A 25243-nucleotide genomic window follows, 5' to 3' on the forward strand; every position below is an offset into this window, starting at 1 on the left:
CGACAAGCCGGCAATCAGAAAGGAAGATCACGGTCTTACAGCTGGAGTATCGACTCTGATAAAATAACCGTCCGCAATTCAGGCTCGCAGTTTATGCGTCGAAGCCACGCCGTCTTACGCCTGGGCGAAGTCGCCAGATAATCACTGCGTGCCCCACTAGGGCGAAAACTGCAGCAACTGCCACCAGCCGAATGCAGCCCCATGTCGCGCCAGCAGTTGCACCCATCGAGGGAGATTCCAGGCGAATTCTCTGCGAAGTCTCCACTATGGCCATCAATGGAATAAGGACTCGAAAGGCGAGACCTCGGAGCCCGTGATTGCGGGCCAAGTTTCCCGCCACTCCCAGAATGGGCCCAAATGCGGCAGCGGCCATAGACCAAAAAATTATCCTCGAGAAGACCGAAGAATCAAAGGAACCTTCCTGCCATAGCTTTGTTACGTAATAGGTAACAACGGCCACAACCAGGGACACAGAGGACAAAACAGCGGACTCAAGTCTGGATGTACGCGCGAAGCCGACACAGAAGGAAAAGGCCGCCCAAAACCATCCACCAGACAAGGTGAGATGAATCGCGTTGCCGACGGTAGCTTCAGTCGCCCCAAGGAGAGGAGCGCCAATCCCGAGTGCCGCGCCAGCTGCCAGTGCGGCCACAGACGTCAGCACGAAGGAACGTGAGGTGAACACGAGTAGCGGGAGGCCTTTGCTTTGTAAGCGGGCGCCAGACGTTCACCACCGGCGACGAGCCGCAGCGACCGTTGAACCCAACTATTGGTTTACTGGAGAATTAAAACTGATGCAGCGTGACGGTGCTGTGACCTCACCGGCGGGGCCTCCTCGACCACTCCAGCGAGCCAAGCGGCCCAGCGGCAATTTTGCGCTCACCCACTCCTGGCAGGCCGTGACTGGGTCAAGGGCTCTCAAGTGCCAAGATCCCTTTGATCATGCAGCACGGCCCCGCCCACGTCTCGAGCGTCTTCAGAGGCCACAGGGAACCGCACTCGACGTCGCGCGACCAGAGCCTGCGACGCCGAGTACAGACCTGATTGCGGCACCTACTATTCGAGGTTGCTCCAGAACGCCTGGCACGTATACGCAGCACCCGCGGTGATTTCAGCCCGGGCCGTGGCTCCGGCCTCCCGAGCCCCGGACCGAGTGAGTCCGGCCATCTTCACAGTCGCTTTGTGCATCTTGGTGCCGTGGTGGTAATACGAGTAGCACCTCTTCGACCCCGAGACCGAGGTATCTGCGCCGTACGTCCACACACCACCACCCACATCAATCGTGGTGAGCGGCATCACCGACGTCCCCTCACTGAAGGTGAGGGTGACCATGCCCCCAGTAGGTTCCGGCGTTGCCGCACTGGCGGTGGCGGCAGGAGCAATAACTCCGGCAGCCAGGGCCGCAGACACGACGGCGAAAGTGAAAGACTTACCGACAGCCTTCATTATATCCAAGCCCCCCACATTTACTTTCTCAGCTGACGTAAAACTGATGTACAGGAAGCAACACTAGATGACCAAATCGACGGCACGAAAGCTCTACAGTCAAGATGGCCTGAAAGGAATCTTGTCTCGTTTCCGCCACATCGTAGCGACACCCCTGGTGTAGGAAGTTCAGCTCGACGACATAACCGAACATTGCCCACTTTCATGAAGCAACGACCTGGAAGCATGGAATCACGAAATCGGTCATGTACATAATTACCCATTTCGCAACGCATCACCTCTGTTACAGAAGCTTGTGAGGCGCATACCTTCCTTCCACAGTGCGCGCAGTCATCAGCCATCTCCCTAAGGGCTGTCCCGCAAATGATCTTCAGCGTGCGGTGCTCGGTTCAGGCGCGCGGCCTCGTCGGGCCTCTGCTCGGGTGCTGCGTCCGCTCAGGTCCGGGCGGGGAAGTCAGGATGGTCGGCATAGGGCAAAGCAAGGTCACGCAGGTCGTGGCACGGCCAGGGGTCGCGGGCGTGACGGGCCAGGATGCGCCGCTTGGCCTCGATCTCGCGCAGCACGCGGGCTGGGTCGTGCAGGGCCACATGCAGAGCGATCGTGGGGTGGAAACCGGGGACGTCCACCTGACAGAAGTCGACCGTGTCTCCGCGGGCAAACCACTCCCCGCATCCATCACCGTCGCAACGCCGGGCCAAGTCGGCCTCCTCGCCCAGCCGCGCCTCGAGGAACCTCACTAGTTCTTTAGACCGTGTCCTATGTGGGGTTTGCTCGTTGAGTTGCGTATGGGGCGGGGTACGTGGAGTTGGATTGTTCCGGACGGGTTGTGGGAGATCGCGGAGCCGCTGATCCCGCCGTCGAAGGTGCGGCCGCAGGGCGGCGGGACACCGGACACGCCTGATGAGACGCTGTTCGCGGCGATCATCTACGTCCTGGTCAGCGGTTGCGCCTGGCGGGCGTTGCCGCGGTGCTTCGGGATATCGAAGTCGACGGCCCACCGCAGGTTCCTGATCTGGTCGAGAGCCGGTGTCTGGGGCCGGCTCCACGAGGAGATCCTGCACCGCCTGGACGACGCCGGCCTCCTCGACCTCTCCCGCGCGGTTCTGGACTCCGCGCACGTGAGGGCTAAAAAGGGGGCGAACTCACAGGTCCGAGCCCCGTGGACCGGGGCAAGCCGGGTTCCAAGATGCACGTCCTGTCGGACGCGAACGGACTGCCCCTCTTCGTCGGCCTCTCCGCGGCGAACACCCACGACAGCCTCGCGCTGAAGCCCATGATCATGGGGCACCAAACGAGACACGACCCCCACCGAGGCCGCTACTTCAAGCCCCAGCGCCTTCACGCGGACAAGGCATACGACGTCCCTCACCTGCGGAAATGGCTATGGGGCAAGCACATCGGCGTCCGCATCGCCCGCAAGGGCATCGAGTCCAGCGAACGCTTACTGACGTTTTCGGATTGTCGTCGGGTGGTGACGGTTCATGATCCCTGCGGTATGCCGGTGGTATGCGTTATCCAGAGGGTGGGGGCCTGACCGCTGAGCGTCGGGCGTTTCGGGAGGGGATCCGGCTTCAGGCTGGCGAGCGATTCGCGGCGGGCGAGAAGACTGCGGTGATCGCGATCGATCTGCGGGTGAGTGTGCGATCGGTGGAACGTTGGCGTCGCGCCTGGCGCGAGGGCGGTATGGAGGCCCTGCGCTCCGCAGGGCCGGCCAACTCCCCGACCGTCACCGACACCCGGTTCGCTGTGCTCGAGGAGGAACTCGGCAAGGGGCCGTCTGCGCACGGCTTCGACGATCAGTGGTGGACCCTGGCCCGGGTTTAGGCGGTGATCCGCTCGCGTCTCAGGCTGAGCCTGTCGGTGGCGACGGTCTGGCGGCTGCTGAAACGGCACGGCTGGTCCTGGCAGGCACCCGCCCGCAGAGCACTCGAACGCGACGAACATGCGGTGGAGCTGTGGAAGAAGGAGGTGTGGCCCCATGTAAAAGGCTCGCTGCGGCATGTGACGGCTGGATCATCTTCGAGGACGAGGCCGGCTTCTCCATGACGCCGCCCCGTGCCCGCACCTATGGCCGACGCGGACACACTCCCGTCGTCCGGGTGAGAGGCAGGTCCCGCCGCCGGACCTCGGTCGCTGCCCTGTGCTGCTACAAACCCGGCGAGCCGAGCCGCCTCATCCACCGGCCCCGTGCCCATCTCCTGCTCAAGGCGCCCGGAAGAGCTTCTCCTGGAAGGACTACCGCGACCTGCTCGTTCGTGCCCACATCCAACTCGGCGGCCCCATCGTGGTCGTCTGGGACAACCTCAACACCCACCTAGCCGCCGGGCTGAAACGGTACGAGGCCGGACATGACTGGCTCACCACCGTCCGGCTGCCGCCGTATGCACCTGCCCTCAACCCCGTAGAAGCCATCTGGTCACTCGTGCGCAGAGCGATGGCCAACACAGCCTTCGAGACACCGACGACCTCGACCGCAAACTCCGCCGCGAGTTGCGCAGGATCCAACTCCGGCCCCACCTGGTCGACGGCTGCCTCACCGCGACCAACCTGGCACCCACGCCACCGGCCCATCCTCAGAACCGCTGCCCTAGGCGCTCGCGACGGCAGTCGAAACCTCGAAGTCGTGCCTGGCTTCCGTCGTCTCGGGACACCTTCGGCAGAATCCCGGCGTGTACCAGTCGCGGTGGACGTCGCCAATGTGCCCGCACTCCGCGCATGGGGTGGTGCAGGTATAGGCGGTACAACCGGCCACCACGTTCGGATGAACAGGGCCAGCACAGACTTTGCAGGGGGTACGCAGGTCACCCATCGGAACTTCCCTTCTCAAGGTCGCGTCAGCGGACGGCTTTCCACCATCGGAGTCTCGCCGTTTGGATGGGACGTGGACGGGGCGGAGGGCCTCTGAAATGCCACCTCGCACGGCTCTCATCATCCCAGGGTTCAGTGGGCGGCCGCGAGGCCTTTGCCCTCGACCATCCCGCCTTCCTCCGCAGTTCCACTGAGGGCCCCCGAGACTCAACGCTCAGCGATCAGGCCTCAACCCTCGCGAAGCGCATAACGCAGGGAACATGAACCGGCACCACCCGACGACAACCCGAAAAGTTCAGTAGGACGCCGACGATGGGTCATCGAACGCACTATGTCCTGGCTCACCGGCTACCGCAGACTCAACCACCGATACGAACGCCACCCCCGCAACTACCTGGCCTTTCTCGGTCTCGCTGCCGCACTCTGCTGCTACAAACGACTCCTCCGACTCACCACATAGGACACGCTCTTAGACCACGATCCAACAATCCGTGCTTGCGGCTGACAGGCGCCCGCCCCGAGCAGGTTGCCGGGGTGGGCACGGTCGTTATGCCCCCAGGCTGGGAACTGGTGAAGCTCCGACGACCTCCCCAACCGCCCTCCAGACGGCGCAGCTCCAGCAGGTTGGAGGTGCGCCAGCCTGATCTTGCGATGCGTCCCGAGCACTGCACGGTCGGCCGGGTCCGAAAGGCTGGCGCGCGACCACACCACCGGCCCCGGGCCTTGAGAGGCCCGGGGCCCGGGCCGACTTCCTCGAGGGCTGAAACGAATCTCTCAGCAGAATTCAAGCCGGACCGGCCAGCGGCGGCGGGAGCTGCCCATTGTGGACCTGGACTGATGGTCACGCGCACGTGAGGCTGTCGGGAATGTTGGTCATTCCGCGTTGGGTGATCACGTAGATGCCCGTACCCGGTGCGGTCTCGACTGAGTCGAGCTTGAGCAGTTCGACATCTACGTAGGGAGGCCAGATCGTGGCCGCCTCGGACCACCACAGACCGTCCAGTCTGATCCCCTCCAGATTCGCCTGGCGCAGGTCTGCGCCGATGAAGTCGTCCAAAAGGCTCAGGAGCATCTCGTAGTCCGGCTGAAGGCTGCTGTGGAGACCAAGGAGGGCGACGACTTCTGCGGTCAGGGTTTGCAGCAGGTCCTGCGCCCGCGTAAGAGCCCCGTCCAGCGCCAGGGGATAGTGCTGGTGGCCATGCTTGTTTACGTACTCAAGTACGCACAGCAGGGCGCGTGCGCACCGGACAGCTTCTGCAGGAAGATCCTCGATGTCGCAGTCGACCAGGAGGGCACGAGTGCAGTTGGTCGCCATCATCCGGTCGGTGTCGAACCGGTAAGTCGGAACGCCGTTCCGCGGCTCACGCAGACTGCGAGCTTCCTCCTGCCGGGCCAGGTCTCGGGCGCGTACCAGAACGCGAACCGACTCATGGGACAGGTGCAAGGCGTGGGCCAGAGGAGAGGTCCGCACAGCCAGACGCGTCTCCACGGGCACGGCCTCACTCCAGGAGCCGGTGTCCTGGATCAGCAGTGTCACAGCGATTCCAGACGGCCTGGATCCAGGCACATCGACGTCCGCCGCCCGGCCAGACGCCGCAACCGTTCTCGGTCCCGCAAACGCCAGCAGGCATACGGCGCAGAAGCACTGCTCGCCCTCCTCGTGGCCCTGTGGGTGTTGAGCAGACTCATGCAGTGGCTTGCCGCCCACCCCTGGGTCGTTGCTCTCGCCCTCCTTGCGGCGGCAGGCGCAGGCTTCCTCTGGTTCAAGCACCGGCAGGAACAGTAACGGCAGGCGTGGCTTTGTCCACGAGAACGGACAGCAAATGTCCACCACTTCGGGAGGCACCACTACCTGGTGCTGTTCGAACGCGCAGATCCGGAGCGTGAGCACCGGCGTGGTCTGGCAATGGGCTAGAAGAGACCGGCTTGCATGTGGCGCGTGAGGTTGTCGAGGATCTCGCGCAGCGACGGGCTGCGGACCGCTGGCAATCGGACCAGGGTGTGCTGGAAGGTTCCCGAGTCGGCTCGGAACAGGTGGTGGGGGCGCGGCGGGGTCGGGTCGTCGCGCAGTACGCCGTCGGGCATGGTTCCCGAGGTGGGGAGGTAGAGGTGTGGTTCGGGGAAGGCCATCCACATCCATATCCCGAACGGCAGTGGCACCGGGCGTGCAGACGCGTCCGGTCCGGCCGGGCTCCAGAGTTCCCCCGTCTGCGGGTGGGTCGGCACGAGGATCATGTCGGCGTCCGGGCCGGGGGCGGACAGCCCCGGACCGGCTAGGACGGCGCGTCGCGCTGGCTGGTCCGCGGGCAGCAGGGCGTCGAGGGCGCGTTGGAACACTTCCGTGATCAGGCCGGGCGGGACCGTCACCGGTTGGCCGTCGGAAGCTCCCAGGAAGTGGGCCAGGGCCCGACCGGCCGCCGCTTCCCACTGTGGGCTCCATGACCACCAGTGGTCCAACCCGAGGAGCGAGCCCCACCTGCTGATCGGCTCCATCGGGGGCGTGGCTACCCCCTCCTCCAGCAGTTCCTCCCAGGAGAGGATTGCGGTATCGGAGTCGGTGTCGTCGACGGGGAGGCGGTGCACGGCGTCCGGCGCGAGCCAGACCGCCTGCCAGAGTGAGCAGTCGTCGATCCGGCTCGCCACCGGCATGCCGCACGCCTCGCAGGCCATGTTGGGGCCGTCACCCCAGTCGAGGCCGCAGCAGTAGCCGCCGGCTTCGTGCGGGATGAGCACGGTGCCGCGGGTATCCCCGGGGGCGATGACGACGGTGTCGGGTGTGCTGTCGGACATGGCGTAGAGCGGAGCGTAGATACCGCGGGCCGCCGCCTCGTCCGGGTCAATCTCCTCCCACCTCCGCCACGGCGGCCCCCAGGGCTCCGGGTCCACGGCGAATGTGCCCGACTCCATGAGCACTGGGAGCTGGATCCCGTTCCCGTACTTCTGATGGGCATGGACCGGCAGCGCGACCGGGGACAGCGGGATGGTCAGCTCGGCGCCACATCCCGCACACACGAAAACGAACAAATGTCCTCCGCGAAGAAAGCAAGGGGGCATCGTCGCAGCTCTGTGGCGGACCTTCCAACGTGTTTCCTCATCCGCGGAGCGGGACCATGCACCGCCACGGTGTGTAACGCACCGTTCGAATCCCCGGCGTGCCGGGTGCCTCCCGAAGTGGTGGACATTTACTGTCGGTTCTCGTGGACAGAGCCAGCAGGCGCAAACGCAGTCGAGAGCGCTGCGCTACCAGATGGGCCGCCTGGACCAGCTGCAGCACCGGGACTTCGAGCACGCGGTGCGGGACCTGATGCTCCGCGACGGCTGCACCGACGCGGTCCACCGTCCCCAGCAATTGCAGCGACACGGTTGGCGAATTCCGTCTGTCGCAATTCGGTTTTCACGGCACCCGCGGGGCGGAAGCGAGGCTGTGTTGGGGCGGTGTTTCAACGGCGGCGGAGGTTCGGGTCTTGTTCGAGAACTTTGAGGCCAGGCAGGTTCAGGTCGATGGAGCGTCGATTTTCGTTCGCTACGGCGGGGAGGGGCTGCCGGTGGTGCTGCTGCACGGCCACCCCCGGACATCCGCGAGCCACGGCATCGACTCTGGGCACCACATGGCCGAAGAGGCTCCAGAGGTGCTCGCGTCCTCCCTTGCGGACTTCTTCGCCGGACGACCGGCTAACTGAAGTGCTTTTACTGATCGTTTCGGAATGAGTTGAGCCGTGGGTCTTGCGCTCGACGATCTTGGTCGGCAGGGTGTCCGGCGTGCGTGCTGATCTTGTTCCTGACAACCTGTGGGAGCGGGTGGCCCCGTTGCTGCCGCCCGCCCCCGAACGGCGCCATCGCCACCCGGGGCGGCTGCGTGTTCCCGATCGAGTGGCGCTCGCCGGCGTCATGTACGTGCTGCGGACCGGTGTCGCGTGGCGTGACGTCCCCGCAGAGGCGGTGGGTGACGGCCTGGCGCCGACTGCGGGACTGGACCGAGGCCGGCGTCTGGCCGCGCCTGCACACCGCCCTGTTGATCGAGCTTCGTCGCGCCAGCCTGCTGGACCTGGACGACTGCTCCGTGGACGGATCGCACGTCCGGGCGCTCAAAGGGGGGACCACGTCGGACCCTCGCCCGTCGATCGGGCCCGCTCTGGCTCGAAGCACCACCTGATCGTCGACCGTAACGGAACCCCGCTCGCCGTCACGCTCACCGGTGGCAACCGGCACGACGTCACCCAGCTCCTGCCCCTGCTCGACGCCGTTCCGTCGATCCGGGGTCTGCGGGGGCGTCCCCGCCGCAAGCCCCGGCGTCTGTATGCCGACCGGGGCTACGACTTCGACAAGTACCGCCGCCTGCTGTGGAAGCGCGGCATCAAGCCGATGATCGCCCGACGCAGCGTCGCTCACGGCTCCGGACTGGGCAAGGTGCGCTGGGTGGTCGAGCGCGCCTTCGCCTGGTTGCACCAGTTCAAACGGCTCCGAACCCGCTACGAGCGCCGCGCCGATCTCCACCAGGGCCTGCTCGAACTGGCCTGCAGCCTCATATGCCTGCGCCGCCTCCGAACTTCATTCTGAAAGATCAGTAAGGGGCGACGCATCGAAGTTGGTGGCAGGGTAGCGAAGTCGAGTTCCTGCCCTTGCGAGCTGAACTCAGGTGAGGTCGAAGGTGACACTCACGGAGCCGTCCCAGTCCGGTGCCTCCACGAACGTGAGGGTTCCATCCTCGGCCTCGACGACTCGCACCGTGATCCCGCCGCAGTCCTCACCTGGAAACGCAATGGAGAAGTGGGGATCCATCTCCATGAGGAAGTACCAGCCCTCGCGTTGGGTTGCGTCAAGGGCGTTGGCATGCCGACCGGTCGCCCGCCACTTGCCGACCGCGTCGAGAGTGGCAATGATGTTGATGTCGTACATCTCAAGGCAAATCGACTGATTAGCCCACCATTCGAGGCGGCCCTGACCCACGAATCGATCCATGAGCACACTATGCAACTGTGCAGGCCGACCGGGCGAGCCTGCACAGCTGCCGGCCGTCGTGGGGCAGGCCGTGACACAGAACTGCATGGGGCAGACCGGACGGGGCCTCGCCTCATCCGGCGGGCACCCCCCACGCCTTCGCCGCCTTGCGACCTCATTCTGAAACCATCAGTTAGGCCGAGCGCCTGGCCGGGTGCCGGGCGCTGATCCTGGAGCTGACCACCTTCGTGATCACCCACCCGTACTGGACGAGGCTGGAGGGTCCGGATCGGGTGGCGGCCCGCGCCGCCCTCAAGCATGTGCACGACCCCAGAACCAAGGTCGGCTGCCGACGCCGACCTCGAGCCGCGCTGGCGGATGGCACCCGGACCGCCGTAGTAGCCAGCAGGGGCTGCCCGCTCCGGCCGCTGGCTCCCAGCCCTTCGTACACGGCGGCGGACGCGGCGATGTTCCAGCGGTACAGGTCTACAGCGGCGTTCTGGCTGCCAGCAGCGGCATGGTAGGGCGCCAGCCGACCAAGTGACAATCGCGCTGCGGCAGGAAACGCTCAGGGGGAGGTTGTGCCATCACGGAGCACACCATGAAGACCCCGTGCGGCCCCTGCTTTGGCATGCTTCCGGGGTTATGACTTACGAAGGGCCACCAGCGTCGCTGGTGGCCCTTCGGCCGTTTTGCACGGTCTGCTCTGCGTGCGCTGGCCGCCCGCGGAGGCTGCAGGCTGGTGGGGCGAAGTGCTAGGAGCGGCCGTTCTCGACGAAGACCTTCCCTGGGTACTGGAAAACCTCTCCTAGGCGAGAGACCGCCCCTCAGCGGCTTGCCTGGACGATCTTGCGGCCAGAGATGGACTCCCGGAGAGGGTTCATGCTGACCTGCATCTTTTAAGGTTTTCTGCCATTTCCAGTGGCTCACATGTGGACATTTTTGCAGGTAGCTTGGTAGCCTATTAAGGCCAGACCGCTCCTGCGTACGCAGAGCCTGCGGTTAGGCTGATCGACAGCAGGCCCGCGGCTAACGCCGGGGCCTGTTTTGTTTACGGGCATCTGCAGGACAGCTCCATCTCATGCAGGTACTGGGCGTACCAGTCCCACATGAACCGCCGGCCCGGCTTTTGGCGGGCGGCCTGGTAAGCGCAGTGCACCGCCAGGTCCGCCATCTGTACAAGCTGGCTCGCCTGAGCAGGTTGCAGCCAACCGTCTTCCACGACGCGCCGTGAGTCCAGCTTCAGTGCCCGGTGCGCAGCCCGAACGTGTGGATCCTGAACGTTGTCTTTACCCCCATCCACGATCACCGCACCCCACGCGTCTTCCTTGTCCAGCTCTGCGTTCAAGGCGTCGATCAATGCCACATACGCATCTGCTTTCACGGCCCCCGGCGTCTCGCAGGTCAGGATCCGCACCTGATGGTCCTTCAGCACGCCTATCTGCTTCAGGGCCTTCTCTGCGATCTCGCGGCGTAAGCCCTGACTCGTGTTCACCAAGTTCTTCGGATCGTCAGGTACTGGCTCACCCTGGCCTTTGAGCCACTCATACGTGTGCAGCTCGTAGTCCGCCGGCACTCCATGTTTCCTGTACAGCCACTTACGGAACAGCAGCCACTGCCGAAGCACCTTGGACCAGCGTTCCATCGGCACCAACACTGCGGTGTACAGGCTTGATATCTCGTCACCGGAGTCGTCGGTGTAGATCAGGTAACTGGTCACTTACACACTGTAGAACCGCGCGGAGGTCTCGATGCCCCAGCTGACCGAGCGAGGTGACCGCCGAAACCTCGGGGAGGCGCGCCAGCGGTGGCCATATGCGTGAGACACGGACGTCGAGGGAGGTGATCACGGACGCCGACAGCCCACCATCAACCTCTGAAAATTGCTGAAGCGAGCGACGGGTCTGTGCTGGTTGCTCCCGGTACCCGTCGCGAAGCCCTGATGCAGCGCGGGAGGAGGTTGTGCCCGCATCGGTGCGCGCGCATCCCAGGGGCCTATATCTCACAGATGCGTGAAGATGGAATTCCGCTTTCTTTCGATTGAGTCGTGAAATCGAAATGCCCACATTGCAGGTCTGGCGCAGGGTAGCGAATTCGTCAGGTGTCATATGTGCGGTGAAACTTCGGTAAGACTTGTTGGTGGCAAGGCGTGAGCTCCCTGTGCCCGCACGTCACCGTTGCTCCGCGCTGGAAGAAGGGCACCTGAGTAGAGCGGGCCGTTAACCGTGGTCCGAGCTGTACGAGCCGAGCAGCATCCCCACCCCAACCCTGCAGATCAGTGAGGAGAGCGACGCACGACCACCGGCTCTCAATGTGCGTCCTACCTGCATGTTTTCCATCCTTCGTGATGCTGGCGCCCAGTTCCTCGGAGCTGCAGCTTTCGCCACGGCCGCTGCGCTCCTGGCAGGTGCTCGCGCGGCCTGGAGACGGCGACGGCCGCCCCGCGGCGGGGTCGACATCGACACCGGCGAATAACCCTTCCCCTTGAATTCGGAGATATAAAGATGCCCGTACCGCATTTTGTCATCCGGAAGACGACACAAAGGGTCGTCCAGAAGGCGACATTACTTGTTCGCCCCCAGGCCGAGAGAAACCGGCTGCACGCCTGGCAGCACCTAACCACCCCTCAAGCTCCGGCCGGCTGGGCGGGAGAGATGGCAAATACTTCCGGCGCCCTCCCTCCGACCGGCACGCTGAAGGAAGTCGCCGACAAATACGACGATTTTGCAAAGCTCGTCGAACTGGACGCCGCCGACGAGCTCACCGAGACGGACGTCCTCGCCAGCATCCTGGTCATCAGAGCGCTGCGCGAGAAGCTGGCCGAGGACGAACGCCGCCTCATCGCTACCGCCCGCAGTAAGAAGGTCACCTGGGCACGCCTGGCTGAGGCACTGGAGCTGCGGAGCAGGCAGGCAGCCGAACGCCGTTACCTCCAGCTCCGCACCGACATGGATGAACTGCACGGCTCTACGCTGACGCAGGAAGAACGCATTGAGTACGCCCGCGACCAACGCGACCGGCGCGCTGAACGTGCATGGGCGGTCAGCAACGCCACCACGATCCGGGAGCTTGCCCAGCGGCTGCTGAACGTACCCGACCTCCAGACCAGGGCGGACCACTCGGTCAGCGCACAGAAGATGCACGAAACTGCGATGCGCAGCGCCATGCACACCGGCACGCCGCTGCCGGAAACAGCAGTCAGCATGCCCTGGCCCAAGCGCCTCCGGGAGGCCTACGACGCCGACGCGGCTCTCCAAGAGACGCCGACCGTCCGAGGAACTTCCGACCTCAACCCGGCCCGGCTGAAGGCGACACGGGTGGCCAACGCGATTCATCAGCTCTCCGGACTCCTGGCAAATGCAGCCAACCCCGAGAACGTCGACCTCGCTGACCAAGGGAATCTCCAGCCCGCCGTGACCGCCCTTTTTGCTCACCAGGACCGCTTCACACTTCCCACGTAGACGGCTCAGCACTGGCTGTCTGGCCTGCCCCTGAAAGCGACCGGGCGCAGGCCTGCGCACCCGAACTTGAATCGGGGACATCTGAGGCCCTGAGCCGAACGGTGACAGCACGGGCGACGGCCTGTGTACCCCCGGGAGGGAAACATGCCGAAAGAGAAGCGTCCCAGCAAGCTGGCCCAACGGACGCTCACCACGTGACGTGGCAGAACTCCGAATCAGACCGGGAACGTTAGGACGTGGATGCGTTCTACCCCCCTGCTCGGCCGCTGTGCGCATCCGTCACCGCGTCCCTTTTCCGAAACGGCGGATTCGTAGCAGGCTGCGCCAGCCGAACCGGGGGCGCGGAGCACGGGGCGACGGGGGTGCCTGTGAAGGGCTGGCCGCAGGTGGATGGCGGGAGCATCGGCTGAACGGGCTGGGCGGGAGGGAGGAGTGCTGACCCTTCGGTGGACAACTGGGCAGGCGCGGCCGAGGCGGGGACGGCGACTGGGGACCGGGGTACCGGCTGCTGGGCGTGTTCGCGGGCGAGACGGCGACGGTGCGCCTCACGGCCGTTCTGGGCCTTCTCCAGTGCGGCCATCAGCTGGAACGCGGGAGCCGGGCGGAATCCGGTGCGATGCTCGAGGCCGGACAGGGGGAGGGGGATCAGACCCCACCAGGTGGCGCCGTCGCCGGGCAGGGGTGGGAGATCTTCCAGTCCTTCGACCAGGAGGCCATTTCGCCGCTCCAGTCCTCACCGTCGCGAGCCGGGTAGGTGCCAGGGTGACCGCCGTAAGGGATGAGGACCGTGCCCTTCGAGATCCAGCACACCGTGGCACCGCTGCGCACGAGCTGCCGCTGGACCGGCGTGGGACGCACTTTGTGGTGGGTGTCGAGCTTGCCATGGGGGCGGACGCTGATGGTGCCGGCGCCTATGTACTGCTGGGTGTCGTCGCGGTCGAAGACCCACCAGTGCGCCGTATCTTCGCCGTAGACGCTCCGCACGTTGCGCAGGCGGGTCTCGGCGAGCGTCTTGGAGAGCGGCCGGCGGAGGCGTTCGACGACGACCTGGGCGCCCTGGCGGACGACGAGTGCGGGAGGCAGGTCCCAGCGCTGTCCGGCGAGCCGCGGGTCGGCCTGGAGCCAGATAGCAGCCCCGGGCAACGCGCACGCCAGCTGGCCGGCCAGGTCCAGGACAACGGCGAGATCGGTCTGGATGTCGGCCTGGTGAGGTGCCGTCGCCGAGCACCGGTCCGCGCCCCGCCGGGCCCCGGGGTGGCGGAAGCGCGGGGTGAACCCAGAGTCGGGAGTGGCCGACCCGGTGAAGATCAGGGTGCTCCCGCAGGCACAGCACAGGTAGCGTCCGCCGGCCCTGCCCCGGGGGAGCCGGCTCGCGGCGTCGGGTTCGCGGCGAAGGTCGATGGGCATTTACGACCCCAACGGCATGGGCGCCATGTTCTTCGCCGTCCTCGCCGTCGCCGGGCAGATCGAGCGCAACTACATCCGGGAGAAGACCCTCGAAGGCCAGGTCATCGCCGCGTCCAAGGGCAACCACGGCGGACGCCCGAAGGTCATCGACGACGACATGCTCACCTTCGCCGTCGCGCTCAAGGACAAGGGCGTCCCCGTCCCCGAGATCGCGAGGAAGCTCACCATCAAGGTCGGCAAGAACGCGGGCAAGTCCCCGTCGGTCGCCTCGCTGTACCGGGCCCTCGCGGAAGCTGAGGCCGCCGCGGCGGACGACGGCCTACCGATGCGGCCCAAGCCCGTCCGCATCCGCCAGCCCGGGGAGCCGCTCACCGCCGAGGAGATCGAGCTACGCGAACGGCTCCAGACCCAGCCCCACCTGAACGCCGAGCTGCGGTAGACCCGCCCCCGACCTGCGATCCCATGATCACCGGCTTAGCGTCAACCGCTGTACCGCTGCCCCAAGGCCGTTCAAGATCAATCTCACCGATGCTGACTGCCCCATTGGTCCCCAAGGCCGCACTTCCCCAACGTCAGTGCCTTGCATACTGGCTGACGGTCTGTTAACTCCGGACCCTCGTCTGACATGATCGCGGTTTGTTCGATTGGGGGGGACACTGTGGGAGAGATACCGCGTTGGCTTGCCGGAGCCGTCAAGGGGTTCGGCAGCGAGTGCGCGAAGAAGCTTGCCGGCCCAGGGGAGCCGGAGGCTGCGATCCGCACACCGCTGGAGCAACTGCTGCGGACAGCCGGGCCAAAGCTCGGGGTACAGGCCGTTTTTCATGACGAGGTGCGTGATACCGAGAGGCGCGTGCGGCCGGACTACGGGGTCAGCATCGACGGGGCGATCATCGGATACATAGAGGTCAAGGCACCCGGCAAGGCCGTCGCCCCGGCCGCCCTGCGGGGCCACGACAAAGTGCAGTGGGACCGGCAGCAGGACTTACCGAACCTGCTGTACACCAACGGCACCGAGTGGCGCCTTTACCAGGATGGCGAGCACCGGCGCACGGTGCACTTCACGGGCGACCTCTACGACGGCAGGGTGACCGCTCCCCCGGAGTTCGAGACGCTGCTGGCGGACGTCCTGATCTGGAAGCCGGCGCCGATCACCAGCCTCGGCGGCCTGGTGACGTCCATCGCGCGGATGACGCGGCTGCTGCGTGGGGAGGTGCTGGACCAGCTGGCGGCCGAGCACGTGGAGGTGCGGGGCGGCGCGGACGAGCGCCTGCAGCCGTTCCTCGGGTTGGCCGCCGAGTGGCGGGCGATGCTCTTCCCGCACGCGGACGAGGCGACGTTCGCTGACGGATATGCGCAGACCGTGACGTTCGCCCTCCTCCTGGCCCGCACCGAGGGCATCACCGTCTTCGGCGAGTCCCTCCATACGATCGGTGAGAAGCTCCGTGCCGACCACTCTCTGATGGGGCGCGCGCTGCAGCTCCTCACGGACGACGTCGCCCGCGACTTCCGGGTCACGCTGGACCTGCTGGCCCGCACCGTCGACGCCGTCGACTGGGAACGCATACGCCGCGGCGGCCGCGACACCTACCTGCACCTGTACGAGCACTTTCTCGATGAGTACGACCCCGAATTGCGCAAGCGGTCCGGCTCGTACTACACGCCCGTCGAGGTCGTCGAGCAGATGGTCCGGCTCACCGACGACGTCCTTATCACCCGCCTCGGCAAGCAGCGGGGCTTCGCCGACCCCGGCGTCTTCACCGTCGACCCTGCCATGGGGACGGGAACCTACCTGCACGCGGTGCTCGAGCGGATCGCCGCGAACGCCGCAGCCCACGATGGGCCGGGCGCGGTCTCCGGCGCAGTCACCCGGGCCGCTGAACGGGTCGCCGGGTTCGAGCTGCAGATGGGCCCGTACGCAGTGGCCGAGCTGCGGACCGCCGAACAGCTGAACCGCTACCAGGCAGCGCCACCGGACGGCGGACTCAAGCTGTTCGTCACCGACACCCTCGACAACCCCCACGCGGCCGAGACACAGCTGAGGTCCGCTCTGCAGCTCATCGCGGCCTCCCGCCGCAAGGCCAACGAGATAAAGGCCCGGGCGAACATCACCGTCGTCATAGGCAATCCGCCCTACGCCGAACTCGCCAACGGCGCTGGCGGCTGGGTCGAAAACGGCGGCCTGGAACTGAAGACCAACAAGGGCAACCAGGCCATCCTCGACGACTGGGTCACCCCCGGGATGAGCCGATTCAAGGCCAAGCTGAAAAACCTGTACGTCTTCTTCTGGCGCTGGGCCACCTGGAAGGTCTGGGAATCCACCCCCGCCGCCGAGGACGGCAACCTCGGCGTCATAGCCTTCATCACCACCTCCGGCTACCTCACCGGCCCGGCCTTCGAGGGAATGCGCGCATACCTGCGCCGCTACGCCTCCGAGGGATGGATCATCGACTGCACTCCGGAAGGCCAGACTCCGGACGTGCCGACCCGGATCTTTCCCGGCGTGCGCCAGCCCCTCGCTATCGGGATCTTCGTCCGCCGCGCAGACACCGACGACGCCATGCCGGCCCGCATCCGCCACCGCGCCCTGACCGGGCGCCGCGCTGACAAGTTCGCCGCCCTGGCCACTACCCAGCTCGACGACGACGGATGGCGCGACTGCCGCACCGACTGGACGGCCCCCCTCACCCCCGCCAGCACCAGCCAATGGGACACCCACCCAGCACTCGACGACCTCCTGCCCTGGTACTCACCCGGCGTCTTTCCGACCCGCACCTGGGTCTACGCGCCCAGCCGCGGCGTCCTGGAACGCCGGTGGTCCCAGCTCATCGGTGAAGGCGACCGTGAGCGCAAAGCCACGCTTTTCAAAGAAGGCCGCGACGCCAACCTCAAGAAGACCAAACCGCGCCTGCCCGGCGACGACACCAACCCCACGCCCGAGAAGCCCCTCCTCCGGGAGACCGCGCCCAAGCCCGCCGCCGCGCGCGTCGGGTACCGGGCCTTCGACCGACAATGGGTGGTCGCCGATCCCCGTGTGATGGACATGCCCCGCCGCGACCTGTGGGCCGCCCGCGTACCTGGGCAGGTCTTCGTCGTAGAGCAGAACCGAAAGAGCATCCAGTCCGGGCCGGGTGTGGTCTTCTCCGCCCTAATCCCGGACTTCCACTACTTCAAGGGCTCCGAAGGCGGCAGAACCCTCCCATTCCTCCACCCCGACGGAACCCCCAACCTCGCGCCGGGCCTGACCACGGCACTCACCGGCATCCTCGGCATCACCGCCGCCCCGAAGGACGTCCTCGCGTACGTCGCCGGCGTTGTCGCGCACCCGGCGTTCACCAATACATTCGCCGATGAACTGACCACGCCTGGGATACGGATCCCCATCACGACCGACGCCGGGCTCTGGGCAAGGGCGGTTGATCTCGGTCGTCAGGCACTCTGGTTGCACACGTACGGACAGTGCTTCACCGGACCGGGGAGGCCCGCGGGCGACGTGCGGCTATTGGCCGGGGACCCGCAGCGCCCACTCAGCCAGAAGCCCGTCACGGCGCTGCCGGAAACACTGACCTATGACGAAGACCGCCAGACCATCGTCATGGGCGACGGGGAGTTCGGGCCGGTCACGCCGCAGGTGCGGGACTACGCAGTCGGCGGCCGCAACGTGATCAAGTCGTGGTTCGACTACCGCAAGAAGGAACCCAGTGGCCGCCGCAGCTCTCCGCTCGACGACGTCAACACCACAGCGTGGGATCCGGATTGGACCGGCGAGTTCCTCGACCTACTCTCCGTCCTGGCCCGCCTAGTCGGCCTTGAACCCCAGCAAGCCGAGATCCTGGAGGCGATCCACACCGGCAACATCGCCACGCTGGACGACCTCGCCGCTGCCGGGGTCCGCTGGCCGCAGATCCCGGCGGACAAGAAGCCACGCTTCTCGCTGGGCACCCTCCCCGACGGCGTAGGTGACACTTTGCTGTAGGCCCTGTTCCCGTAGAGCTACGGCAAAGTGGCGCGTCTGCGACCAACTGCCCGGGCCGTGGTCAGGGCGTGATGCGCATGGCCGTCACCCGGTCGGAGTGGATCCGGTGGGCCTTGCGGCCGGCGGGCGACTGCATGAGCTGGGTGGACGATCGTTCGATCATCGCGACGTGCACGGACAGCGGCGCGGTCGTCCGCACCGAGTACCCCTGGGAGCGCTGCGGCTCGCGGAGCTGGAGGGCCACGCAATCCCGACTTGGAGGAACGCCCGCTGACAGCACGGCGAGGCTGGGGAGCCGGATGGCCTCAGGCGAGCAAGTCCCAGTGCACGGGAAGTGCTGGCGGCGGCTGCCCGCACCGAAGAGTTGCGTAAGGTCCGTGGACTGTCAGTACCTGCTGCTACGTTCCACGCAAAGTTCAGATACGGGCGGGGGAGGGGCTTATGTCGCTGGGTGATGACATTCGGTCTGATGTGGACAAGCTGGTCGGTACACCATGGACCACACGCAACGGCTACGTTGTGCCAGGGACCGACGACGTGAAGCTGTACTCGAACGACGCGGTGAAGCTGGACGCCGTCTACCTCTACGCCGACCTGCTGGGGTCGACGAAGCTCGCACGTGAGTTCCGCCCTGAGACCGCAGGTAAGGTGCTCCGGGCTTCCCTGAGAACTGCTTCCCAGATCATCAAGCGGAAGGGTGGTGAGATCCGCAGCTACGACGGCGACCGGGTCATGGCCATCTTCATCGGGAAATCCAAGAACTCGAGCGCCGCGATCGCCGCGCTGCAGATCAACTATGCGATCACGAGCATCGTGCAACCGGCGTTGTACACCAAGCTTCCCCACCTGCAGCGCGACGGGTTCGAACTGACCATGTGCGTCGGAATCGCCTCGGGTGAAGCGTTCATCGCCCGCGCAGGCGTGAGGGACAGCAGTGACCTCGTCTCGATCGGGCGGGCCCCGAACGTAGCTGCGAAACTCAGCGACGTTCGAGAGCCACACCAGCACGCGACGTACATCACCGCCGACGTCTACAAGATGCTCAGCCCGGAGGCGAAGCTTGCTGACGGCACCGACATGTGGGAAGCCCGCGGTTCCGATATCGGCGGCGAATGGATGACGATCTACCGCTCCAACTATTGTTGGGGGCTCTGAGCATGTCACCTGAAGCCATCGAGACGGCTTGGCGGATCCACGGGGCGATAGGCGAGTGGACGGCCCGCGTCGATGCCAAGGCGTCCTTCGCTCTCACTCTCGAATCCGCAGCTACCGCCGGCATCATCGCCCTCTCCGCTGACGACCAGATGTTCGCCGATCTTCACGGCTGGGGCGTACGGGCCCCGCTGTGGCTGGGCACCATGCTCATCCTGGTTGGGGGAATCTTCGCGACGCTGGTGGTCGTTCCTCGTCTCCGCGCTTCCAAGGATCTCAAGACTGAGGCTCCTTCCCACTTCATCTACTTCGGCCATCTCCGACATCGTGAGTCGGTTGAACTGGCGACTGCGCTCCAGCAGACCGATGTCCTGCCGGTTCTCAGCCAGCAGCTCATCAAGATGAGCGACATCGCCTGGCGCAAGCACCGACACGTGCAGTGGTCCTTCATCTGCTTCGGCCTCGGGGCGTTCATCGTCTTCATCGCCGGTGTCGCCGCCTGACTCTGCGCCTGAACGGCGGGGCCCAGCACCCCGCTACTGCACTTGTGGAAATCCCTAATGGCAGCCAGCCTGATCCGTTTAGCGTGATCAGGCTGGCAACCGCCAGCACGATGGTGGATACGCACTGGAGTACCGATGGCTCTGCCTGCCCGGCTCATTGCCACCCTGGGACGACACCCCGACGACCTCACCGAGGACGATCTCCAGCGGGCGGTCGACAGCCAGATACCCGAGGGTGTCGATCTGGACTGGAAGAAGGACTTCTACCAGGGCACCGACGCGGGCAAGAAGGAACTCGCCAAGGACGTGTGCGCCATGGCCAACACCGCCGGCGGCATGGTCGTCATCGGTGTCGACGACGGCAAGCAGGACCATGCTCACGCCCTCGCCCCTTCCGGACCGGCCCCGGGGCGAGGTGAGGAGTGGATCCGCTCGGTTCTCGCGAACTGGATCCAGCCCGTCGTGCCCCACGTAGGCGTGCGCTCCGTGAAGTCGAGCACCGAGGTCGGCAAGGTCTACTGGCTCCTCACCGTGCCCCCGAGCACGCAGACCCCACACGCCGTCGCGGCCCCGGGCAACGACTACAACTTCCGCGTGCACGTCCGACACGGCACCACCACGCGAACGCTCGCCGAATCCGAGATCGCCCAGCGCTACCGCGACCGCTTCCAGGCCGCCTCCGACGACGTCGACCGCCTGCACCAGGTTGGCACCTCCGGTCTGGGCTACCTGTCGGCCTACCTGAGCAGCACAGAGCACGGGCGCCGCCCTCGGGCGAACGACTATCCGGGCTGGCTCACTCTGGCCGCGGTTCCAGCTGTCCGAGGCGCCTACCCCCTGACCACCCAAGCCGAGCGGGAAGCAGCGTTCGACCGGTTCGCCATGGTCGCCCAGGAAGCGATCACCACCAACGCGCGACCGCACCGCCCCGTACTGGTTGGCCGACGCCAAGTCCGCTTCGAAGGCGTCCCCACCGGCCAGCTCCATCAGGACGGCAGCTTCTTCGCGGCACGGCCGATCAACATTCGAAGCAGCCAGCACGACCCCGAAGGCCCCAGGATTCTGTACCACCGCGGCCTGGAGCTCGACCTCGTAGCCCTGGTGCAGGCATCGGCGGCCTGGGCGGCGGAGTCCGGAGCGGCAGGCGACCTCATGATCTCGGCTGCACTCCACCGCTTCGACGACAGCGACGCCCCGGTGTACCTGCGGGTATCGGAACACGCTTTCAACGACGGCCCCCCTGCGCCGCTCCCGCCAACTCCGGCCCAGACCACAGCGAATCTCGCCGCCATCATCAACGACAAACGAGAGGCTGTCGTCGCCGCCTGCGCCCTCGCCTCCGACCTGCTGGCAGACATGGGGGCGCATCAGCCCAGCGTCCTGACCACGGATGGGGACATTGTCCTGACCCGGCTTGGCGACTACCGTCACCAACTCACGGGCTGGGGTGACTAACACCGAAACGACAGGCCCTCCTGTCCCTCAAGGACATCCGGCCCGTCTTGCAAACGCGCGCGTGAAACGGAGGCCGCGTTTCACTCCGTATTGCAGAGGCGTTTCCGTGTTCGGCCGGCGACGGGACGGGCGCCGGACCAAAGAGTCCGGCGCCCGGTCGGGTGTGTCAGTTCTCAGTAGTCGTCGCGTTCGGAGGGTGGTCCGTACTGCTCGATGAGGTCGCAGGTGCACGTGCCGCCTTGGTAGGAGGCTTTGTCGCACTCATCGTGGTGGTCACGCTGTGGCGGACCTGCCGGCGGTGCGGGCTGCAGCGCGGGCCGCGCCGGGGTGGTCTCGATATCCCGTGGAGGTCGCGCCCAGTCGATGCCCAGCTCCGCGAGCGCGGCGAGCTGGGCGGCGTCCAGCCGGTCTCTCCTCGATTTGGTGTTCGAGATCCACACGCCCAGTTTCACGATCACCGGCTCCGTCTCGCTGTCGATCGTGATCGTCTCGCTGCGGCTGCGGGGGACGGGCCGGCCCGCGCCTTCCTGTTCGACCCACTGCGTGAGGGCCGCCAGACCCCGCTGAAACGCTGCCTGCGCCTGGCTCGGGCCCTTCGTCATACGAGCGGCTGCCGGGGCGGGAGAGGGGGCCTCAACGCCCTTGATGCCCAGCGCGGACAGCCGCTCCCGCTGCTCGGTCGACAGCTGCGCCCACGTGCCCGGCTCCTGCTGCCGCCACCGCCACTTGCCCACGTCGTCGCCCTCGAAGACGACGCCCGGCGCGATGTAGGGCAGGACGCCGTCGGCATCAACCAGATCCGCGAGGACACGGTAGTGCCGCTGCCAGTCCAGCGGCCACGGGCAGTCCCAGTCCTTATCGACCGTGGCAAGCTGCTTCGCGCGGTCCGCCGCCCGAACCACGTTTTTCCCCAAGCCGCCCTTGCGGCGCAGGTTGGCCATGTGCTGCCCGATGGGCACCATCGCCTCGCCCTCGCCCCAGACGGCGTCCTGCCGGGGCGCGAGGTGCCCGGTTGCCCGGCGGTAGGACCGGAGCGCGGCAAGCTTGCTCTCCCAGGCTTCCTCACCCGGCTCCCAGACCATCCCGGCCTCCGGCGCATCCAGCAGGGTCTTACGGCGCTCCTCGAGTTCCCCGGCCCGCAGGGCCTTGCGTTGCTGGTGGACCCACCGGCCGAGCGGGAAGTTCTTCGTGACGCCGACCTCGGTCTCGGTGTCGTAGGGGACGGCGTGGAGGCCGGTGATCTCGTTCTCCTTCCGCCATCGGATGAGGGCCTGGTAGCCCTCGAGCCAGACCAGGGACTCGGGTCGGTAGACGCGGGTGCGCAGGAACGCCGCGATGGTGGCGGCGTCGCGTGGGCTGGAGAAGTGGAGCAGGGCGGCTTCGGCGGCGGCCTGGGTGTCGTTGTCCTCCTGGCCCTCACCGTCACCGTGCTCCGGGCCGCCGGTGCCGACGATCAGCCCGTCCTCGTCACGCCTCACGTGGATCTTGCGCTGCCCGTGGGTGAGTGCGCGGGAGGCGAGTTGCTCGACTAGGTGCTCGTCGTGACTGCGCAGGCCTTGGAGTACAGCGACGAGTCCGGCGTACGAGGCGGAGGCGACCATGTCGGTCGGGTCCTCGCCAGGTTCCAGGAAGACCGGCACGATGATCCGCGCGACCTTCGTGGACCCGTCCTTGTTGAGGCGGAGCGCGCGGCCGATGTTCTGGACGATCTCCACCTGGGAGCCGCGGGTGTCGGCGAAGCAGACGGCTTCGACGCCGCGCTCGCCGGTGATGTCGACGCCCTCCCCGAGCACGCGGACGGATGCGAGGAATGCCCGGTGGACCCGCCGGCCCGCGGCGTCGATGCCGTTGGCGAACTGCCGCAGGACCTCGCGCCGCTCGGTGACGAGGTGGTCGCCGCAGAGCCATGCTGACCAGACACGGTCCGGGGGTACGTGGCGGCCGGCCTCCAGCTCGTAGAACTCCGCGTCGATGGAGGACTTCGGCAGCTTGTCGGCGGCGGCCAGGTCGGCGTTGGAGGCGTCGTTCACATACAGCTCGGCTGCGGTCTCGGGGAGCTTGTCCGCGAACGCGCGGGCCTCTTCGACCTTCTGGTGGAACGTCATGACCGTACGCAGGTTGTACGCGGTGGCGTGCTCCAGGAGCGCGGTCTGCAGCAGGGCCAGGCGGCGGCCGCGCCGGGCTTCCTCTGACTCACCGAGGACGGGGGAGGGGTCGTGGATCTCCAGGACGTCGATCTCGAACCCGGCGAGGATCTCGCGCTCGATCGCCTCCGAGAGCCCGAGCTCGGCCAGCCACGCGCCGTACGTGCCGTCCGGGTCGTCGGCCATGGATGCGATCTCCGCCTCCTGGCCGTCCGCGCCCTTCTGCGGGCGGGCTGCGGCGAGGATGCGCGGGGTGGCGGTGAGGTAGAGCCGGAAGTCGGCCGGGATACGGGCGTTGTCGTGAATCGCCGCCCACGGCCGCCCAAGATCACCAGCGGTGCTGTGGGCCTCATCCACGATGGCGAGGTCGAACGGGCTCATCTGTTGCCCGTACAGGCGCTCCCCGCCCGCCAGGGCGGCTTCCAGCGGACCGCGCGTCTTCCGCTGGTCCACATGCGCGTCGATGTCCTTGCGGTCCACGAGAGAGGCGTACGTGGCGAACACGACTGCGGGCCCGGTTCCGGCCCACAGGGCGAGCTGGATCGGGTTGGTGGTGGTGCGCACCCCCAGTGAGTTGAGCACCGGGTCGTTCTCCAGTGAGCACACCGCGACCATCGGGGCCTGGTGGCCGACGGCCCGCCAGGCCTGGGCGGTCTGGGCGAGCAGGTCCAGGGTGGGCACGGTGACGAGGATCCGGCCGTCCGCGAACGACTCCAGTGCGCATGCGGCGGCGGTGATCGTCTTGCCCGAGCCGGTCGCGGACACGATGGTGCCGCGGGCGCCCTGAGGGGGCACAGATGACCTTGTAGGAAATCCCACCCACTTTCGAAAGCTTGCCCTCTGCACTACTTGATGGTTCTTGAGCTGAATACCTGTCATCCTTTTTCTTTCTGGCGCCAAGTAGTCTATTCGATCCTTCGCTTACCAAGCTCATAACCAGAACGTAAGAACAGGGCTGTATATGCATGACGGATAAATACTCTTTTAGGGACTGGGCGATTATTTCTGTGCAACTTCCGTACCGTTTTGCGTGCCTCATGGGCAGGAATATCCAAACGATCTGCCCACACATAGCATGCTTCGAGAAAGTCGTAATTCTTGTCGCATCTCATTCGTACGATGGTTGCCAGAGCTAAGTAGAGGAAGCTGATCGTGAGGCTGGACACCAAAAAGCTTGCCAGAGTACTGGACTTTCCAGGCTTCTCAAGGGAAGCCCAGTGGGCAATACCAACCAGCCCGACCACTAGTACGGATGACAGCAACACCCAAATTCTTGTGAATACTTTTCCGCCATGACTTGCCCACACTCGTAGCGCGTAATATCGCGACAATTGCTTTTTAAGCTCTTTGGCCTCCAATGCACTTAAGATGACCACTTGTTGCTGCACTTGGTATGCCCTTACGAGATGTTGCTGGTATTTATCAGTGACAGCATTCGATTTTTTCCGAGTGGCACTTGCTCCTGTAATCAGCTCCACGAAACCAAGAATAAGAAGCGCGCCATTAATGGATGCCATGATCGCGGCGAAGTCCGTGCTCATGGCGACACCTGAAGACAGCTGCATGATCTCCTACCTGTCTAGTATTTTCGCCAATACTACATGCTGCATCAATTCGAGGCATGCACTACCATGGAACCACACGAACGAGCGACCCCCACCTTCGCAGCCAGCCTGGCCCGCGCCAGCGGGCCACAAGGTCCTGGAGGCGCAGCCGTAGGGACCGTTGGGCGGGGGAGCGCAGCGGACCCACCCAACCCGATACAGAGCGAAGCGGAGGACCGGACCGGGCTTGCACAGCAAGGCCCGGTCCGGGTGCGCAGCGGACGGACCCTCACCTCCCGGACACAGTCCGGGAGGTGAGCACCTCGCGCAGCGAGGTGCCGGCGCGGACGCGGAGCGGGAGCGCAACCACCGGGCGCAGCCCGGTGGTTCGCTTGCCCATCGCGCAGCGAT

General features: G+C 65.9%; 19 protein-coding genes and 5 pseudogenes. 13 read left to right on the forward strand and 11 right to left on the reverse strand.

Features of this window, described 5'->3' with window-relative positions; all coding sequences use genetic code 11:
* Positions 1-91 precede the first annotated feature (91 nt).
* The 3 genes from OG844_RS46685 to OG844_RS46695 form a co-directional block, all read right to left on the reverse strand.
* Positions 92-685 (reverse strand): DUF6518 family protein, encoded by a 594-nt coding sequence (locus tag OG844_RS46685; RefSeq protein ID WP_331734844.1) that lies wholly within the window; start codon positions 683-685, stop codon positions 92-94.
* 371 nt (positions 686-1056) lie between these two features.
* Positions 1057-1446 (reverse strand): lactococcin 972 family bacteriocin, encoded by a 390-nt coding sequence (locus OG844_RS46690; protein ID WP_331734846.1) that lies wholly within the window; start codon positions 1444-1446, stop codon positions 1057-1059.
* A gap of 435 nt (positions 1447-1881) precedes the next feature.
* Positions 1882-2184: a DUF6221 family protein gene (locus tag OG844_RS46695; RefSeq protein ID WP_331734847.1), complete on the reverse strand. Its 303-nt coding sequence runs from the start codon at positions 2182-2184 to the stop codon at positions 1882-1884.
* A 48-nt stretch (positions 2185-2232) separates the two neighbouring features.
* On the opposite strand from OG844_RS46695, the pseudogene OG844_RS46700 reads away from it, so the two are divergent.
* From OG844_RS46700 to OG844_RS46720, 5 genes and pseudogenes are all read left to right on the forward strand, one after another.
* A pseudogene (locus tag OG844_RS46700) lies at positions 2233-2891 on the forward strand (IS5 family transposase); the annotation flags it as partial.
* A 62-nt stretch (positions 2892-2953) separates the two neighbouring features.
* Positions 2954-3271: a helix-turn-helix domain-containing protein gene (locus OG844_RS46705; protein ID WP_331734849.1), complete on the forward strand. Its 318-nt coding sequence runs from the start codon at positions 2954-2956 to the stop codon at positions 3269-3271.
* 36 nt (positions 3272-3307) lie between these two features.
* Positions 3308-3493: a winged helix-turn-helix domain-containing protein gene (locus OG844_RS46710; RefSeq protein WP_331734888.1), complete on the forward strand. Its 186-nt coding sequence runs from the start codon at positions 3308-3310 to the stop codon at positions 3491-3493.
* A pseudogene (locus OG844_RS46715) lies at positions 3490-4012 on the forward strand (transposase); the annotation flags it as partial. The gene OG844_RS46710 and the pseudogene OG844_RS46715, both read left to right, overlap by 4 nt.
* Before the next feature lie 541 nt (positions 4013-4553).
* Positions 4554-4715: pseudogene (locus OG844_RS46720) on the forward strand (transposase); the annotation flags it as partial.
* Between the two features lie 381 nt (positions 4716-5096).
* Here OG844_RS46720 and OG844_RS46725 read toward each other — a convergent pair.
* Both OG844_RS46725 and OG844_RS46730 read right to left on the reverse strand, forming a co-directional pair.
* Entirely contained in the window at positions 5097-6146 is a 1050-nt protein-coding gene (locus tag OG844_RS46725) for a hypothetical protein (RefSeq protein WP_331734851.1), read from the reverse strand.
* A 20-nt stretch (positions 6147-6166) separates the two neighbouring features.
* Complete coding sequence (locus OG844_RS46730) at positions 6167-7279, reverse strand: hypothetical protein (RefSeq protein ID WP_331734853.1); 1113 nt, start codon at positions 7277-7279, stop codon at positions 6167-6169.
* A 440-nt stretch (positions 7280-7719) separates the two neighbouring features.
* Here OG844_RS46730 and OG844_RS46735 point away from each other — a divergent pair.
* Both OG844_RS46735 and OG844_RS46740 read left to right on the forward strand, forming a co-directional pair.
* Positions 7720-7839, forward strand: a pseudogene (locus OG844_RS46735) (alpha/beta hydrolase); the annotation flags it as partial.
* A gap of 175 nt (positions 7840-8014) precedes the next feature.
* A pseudogene (locus OG844_RS46740) lies at positions 8015-8812 on the forward strand (IS5 family transposase).
* A 75-nt stretch (positions 8813-8887) separates the two neighbouring features.
* Here the strand turns inward: OG844_RS46740 and OG844_RS46745 are convergent.
* On the reverse strand, positions 8888-9214 hold the full coding sequence (locus OG844_RS46745; RefSeq protein WP_331734854.1) for a hypothetical protein: 327 nt from the start codon (positions 9212-9214) through the stop codon (positions 8888-8890).
* A gap of 1030 nt (positions 9215-10244) precedes the next feature.
* Positions 10245-10913, reverse strand: coding sequence for a hypothetical protein (locus OG844_RS46750; RefSeq protein WP_331734857.1), 669 nt, complete (start codon positions 10911-10913; stop codon positions 10245-10247).
* A gap of 784 nt (positions 10914-11697) precedes the next feature.
* Here OG844_RS46750 and OG844_RS46755 point away from each other — a divergent pair.
* A complete protein-coding gene (locus OG844_RS46755; RefSeq protein WP_406396517.1) occupies positions 11698-12654 on the forward strand; it encodes a hypothetical protein in 957 nt (318 codons plus the stop codon).
* Between the two features lie 645 nt (positions 12655-13299).
* On the opposite strand, the gene OG844_RS46760 is transcribed toward OG844_RS46755, so the two are convergent.
* Entirely contained in the window at positions 13300-14061 is a 762-nt protein-coding gene (locus tag OG844_RS46760) for a hypothetical protein (protein WP_331734861.1), read from the reverse strand.
* Between OG844_RS46760 and OG844_RS46765 the strand changes: the two genes are divergently transcribed.
* Both OG844_RS46765 and OG844_RS46770 read left to right on the forward strand, forming a co-directional pair.
* Positions 14054-14500, forward strand: coding sequence for a hypothetical protein (locus tag OG844_RS46765; RefSeq protein WP_331734863.1), 447 nt, complete (start codon positions 14054-14056; stop codon positions 14498-14500). The genes OG844_RS46760 and OG844_RS46765 overlap by 8 nt on opposite strands.
* A 390-nt stretch (positions 14501-14890) precedes the next feature.
* On the forward strand, positions 14891-18034 hold the full coding sequence (locus OG844_RS46770) for a type ISP restriction/modification enzyme (protein WP_406396519.1): 3144 nt from the start codon (positions 14891-14893) through the stop codon (positions 18032-18034).
* Positions 18035-18095: 61 nt separating this feature from the next.
* Here OG844_RS46770 and OG844_RS46775 read toward each other — a convergent pair whose 3' ends face one another.
* Entirely contained in the window at positions 18096-18278 is a 183-nt protein-coding gene (locus OG844_RS46775) for a hypothetical protein (RefSeq protein ID WP_331734866.1), read from the reverse strand.
* A gap of 197 nt (positions 18279-18475) precedes the next feature.
* On the opposite strand from OG844_RS46775, the gene OG844_RS46780 reads away from it, so the two are divergent.
* The 3 genes from OG844_RS46780 to OG844_RS46790 all read left to right on the forward strand — a co-directional run bounded on the left by OG844_RS46780 (position 18476) and on the right by OG844_RS46790 (position 21144).
* Positions 18476-19189: an adenylate/guanylate cyclase domain-containing protein gene (locus OG844_RS46780; RefSeq protein WP_331734868.1), complete on the forward strand. Its 714-nt coding sequence runs from the start codon at positions 18476-18478 to the stop codon at positions 19187-19189.
* A 2-nt stretch (positions 19190-19191) separates the two neighbouring features.
* Entirely contained in the window at positions 19192-19689 is a 498-nt protein-coding gene (locus tag OG844_RS46785) for a Pycsar system effector family protein (RefSeq protein WP_331734871.1), read from the forward strand.
* A gap of 135 nt (positions 19690-19824) precedes the next feature.
* Positions 19825-21144, forward strand: coding sequence for an ATP-binding protein (locus tag OG844_RS46790; RefSeq protein ID WP_331734874.1), 1320 nt, complete (start codon positions 19825-19827; stop codon positions 21142-21144).
* Positions 21145-21317: 173 nt separating this feature from the next.
* Here the strand turns inward: OG844_RS46790 and OG844_RS46795 are convergent, their stop codons facing one another.
* Both OG844_RS46795 and OG844_RS46800 read right to left on the reverse strand, forming a co-directional pair.
* Positions 21318-24167, reverse strand: coding sequence for a Helicase associated domain protein (locus OG844_RS46795; protein ID WP_331734877.1), 2850 nt, complete (start codon positions 24165-24167; stop codon positions 21318-21320).
* A gap of 26 nt (positions 24168-24193) precedes the next feature.
* Positions 24194-24829: a hypothetical protein gene (locus OG844_RS46800; RefSeq protein ID WP_406396521.1), complete on the reverse strand. Its 636-nt coding sequence runs from the start codon at positions 24827-24829 to the stop codon at positions 24194-24196.
* Positions 24830-25243 lie beyond the last annotated feature (414 nt).

It is taken from the genome of Streptomyces sp. NBC_00887 (assembly GCF_045207585.1).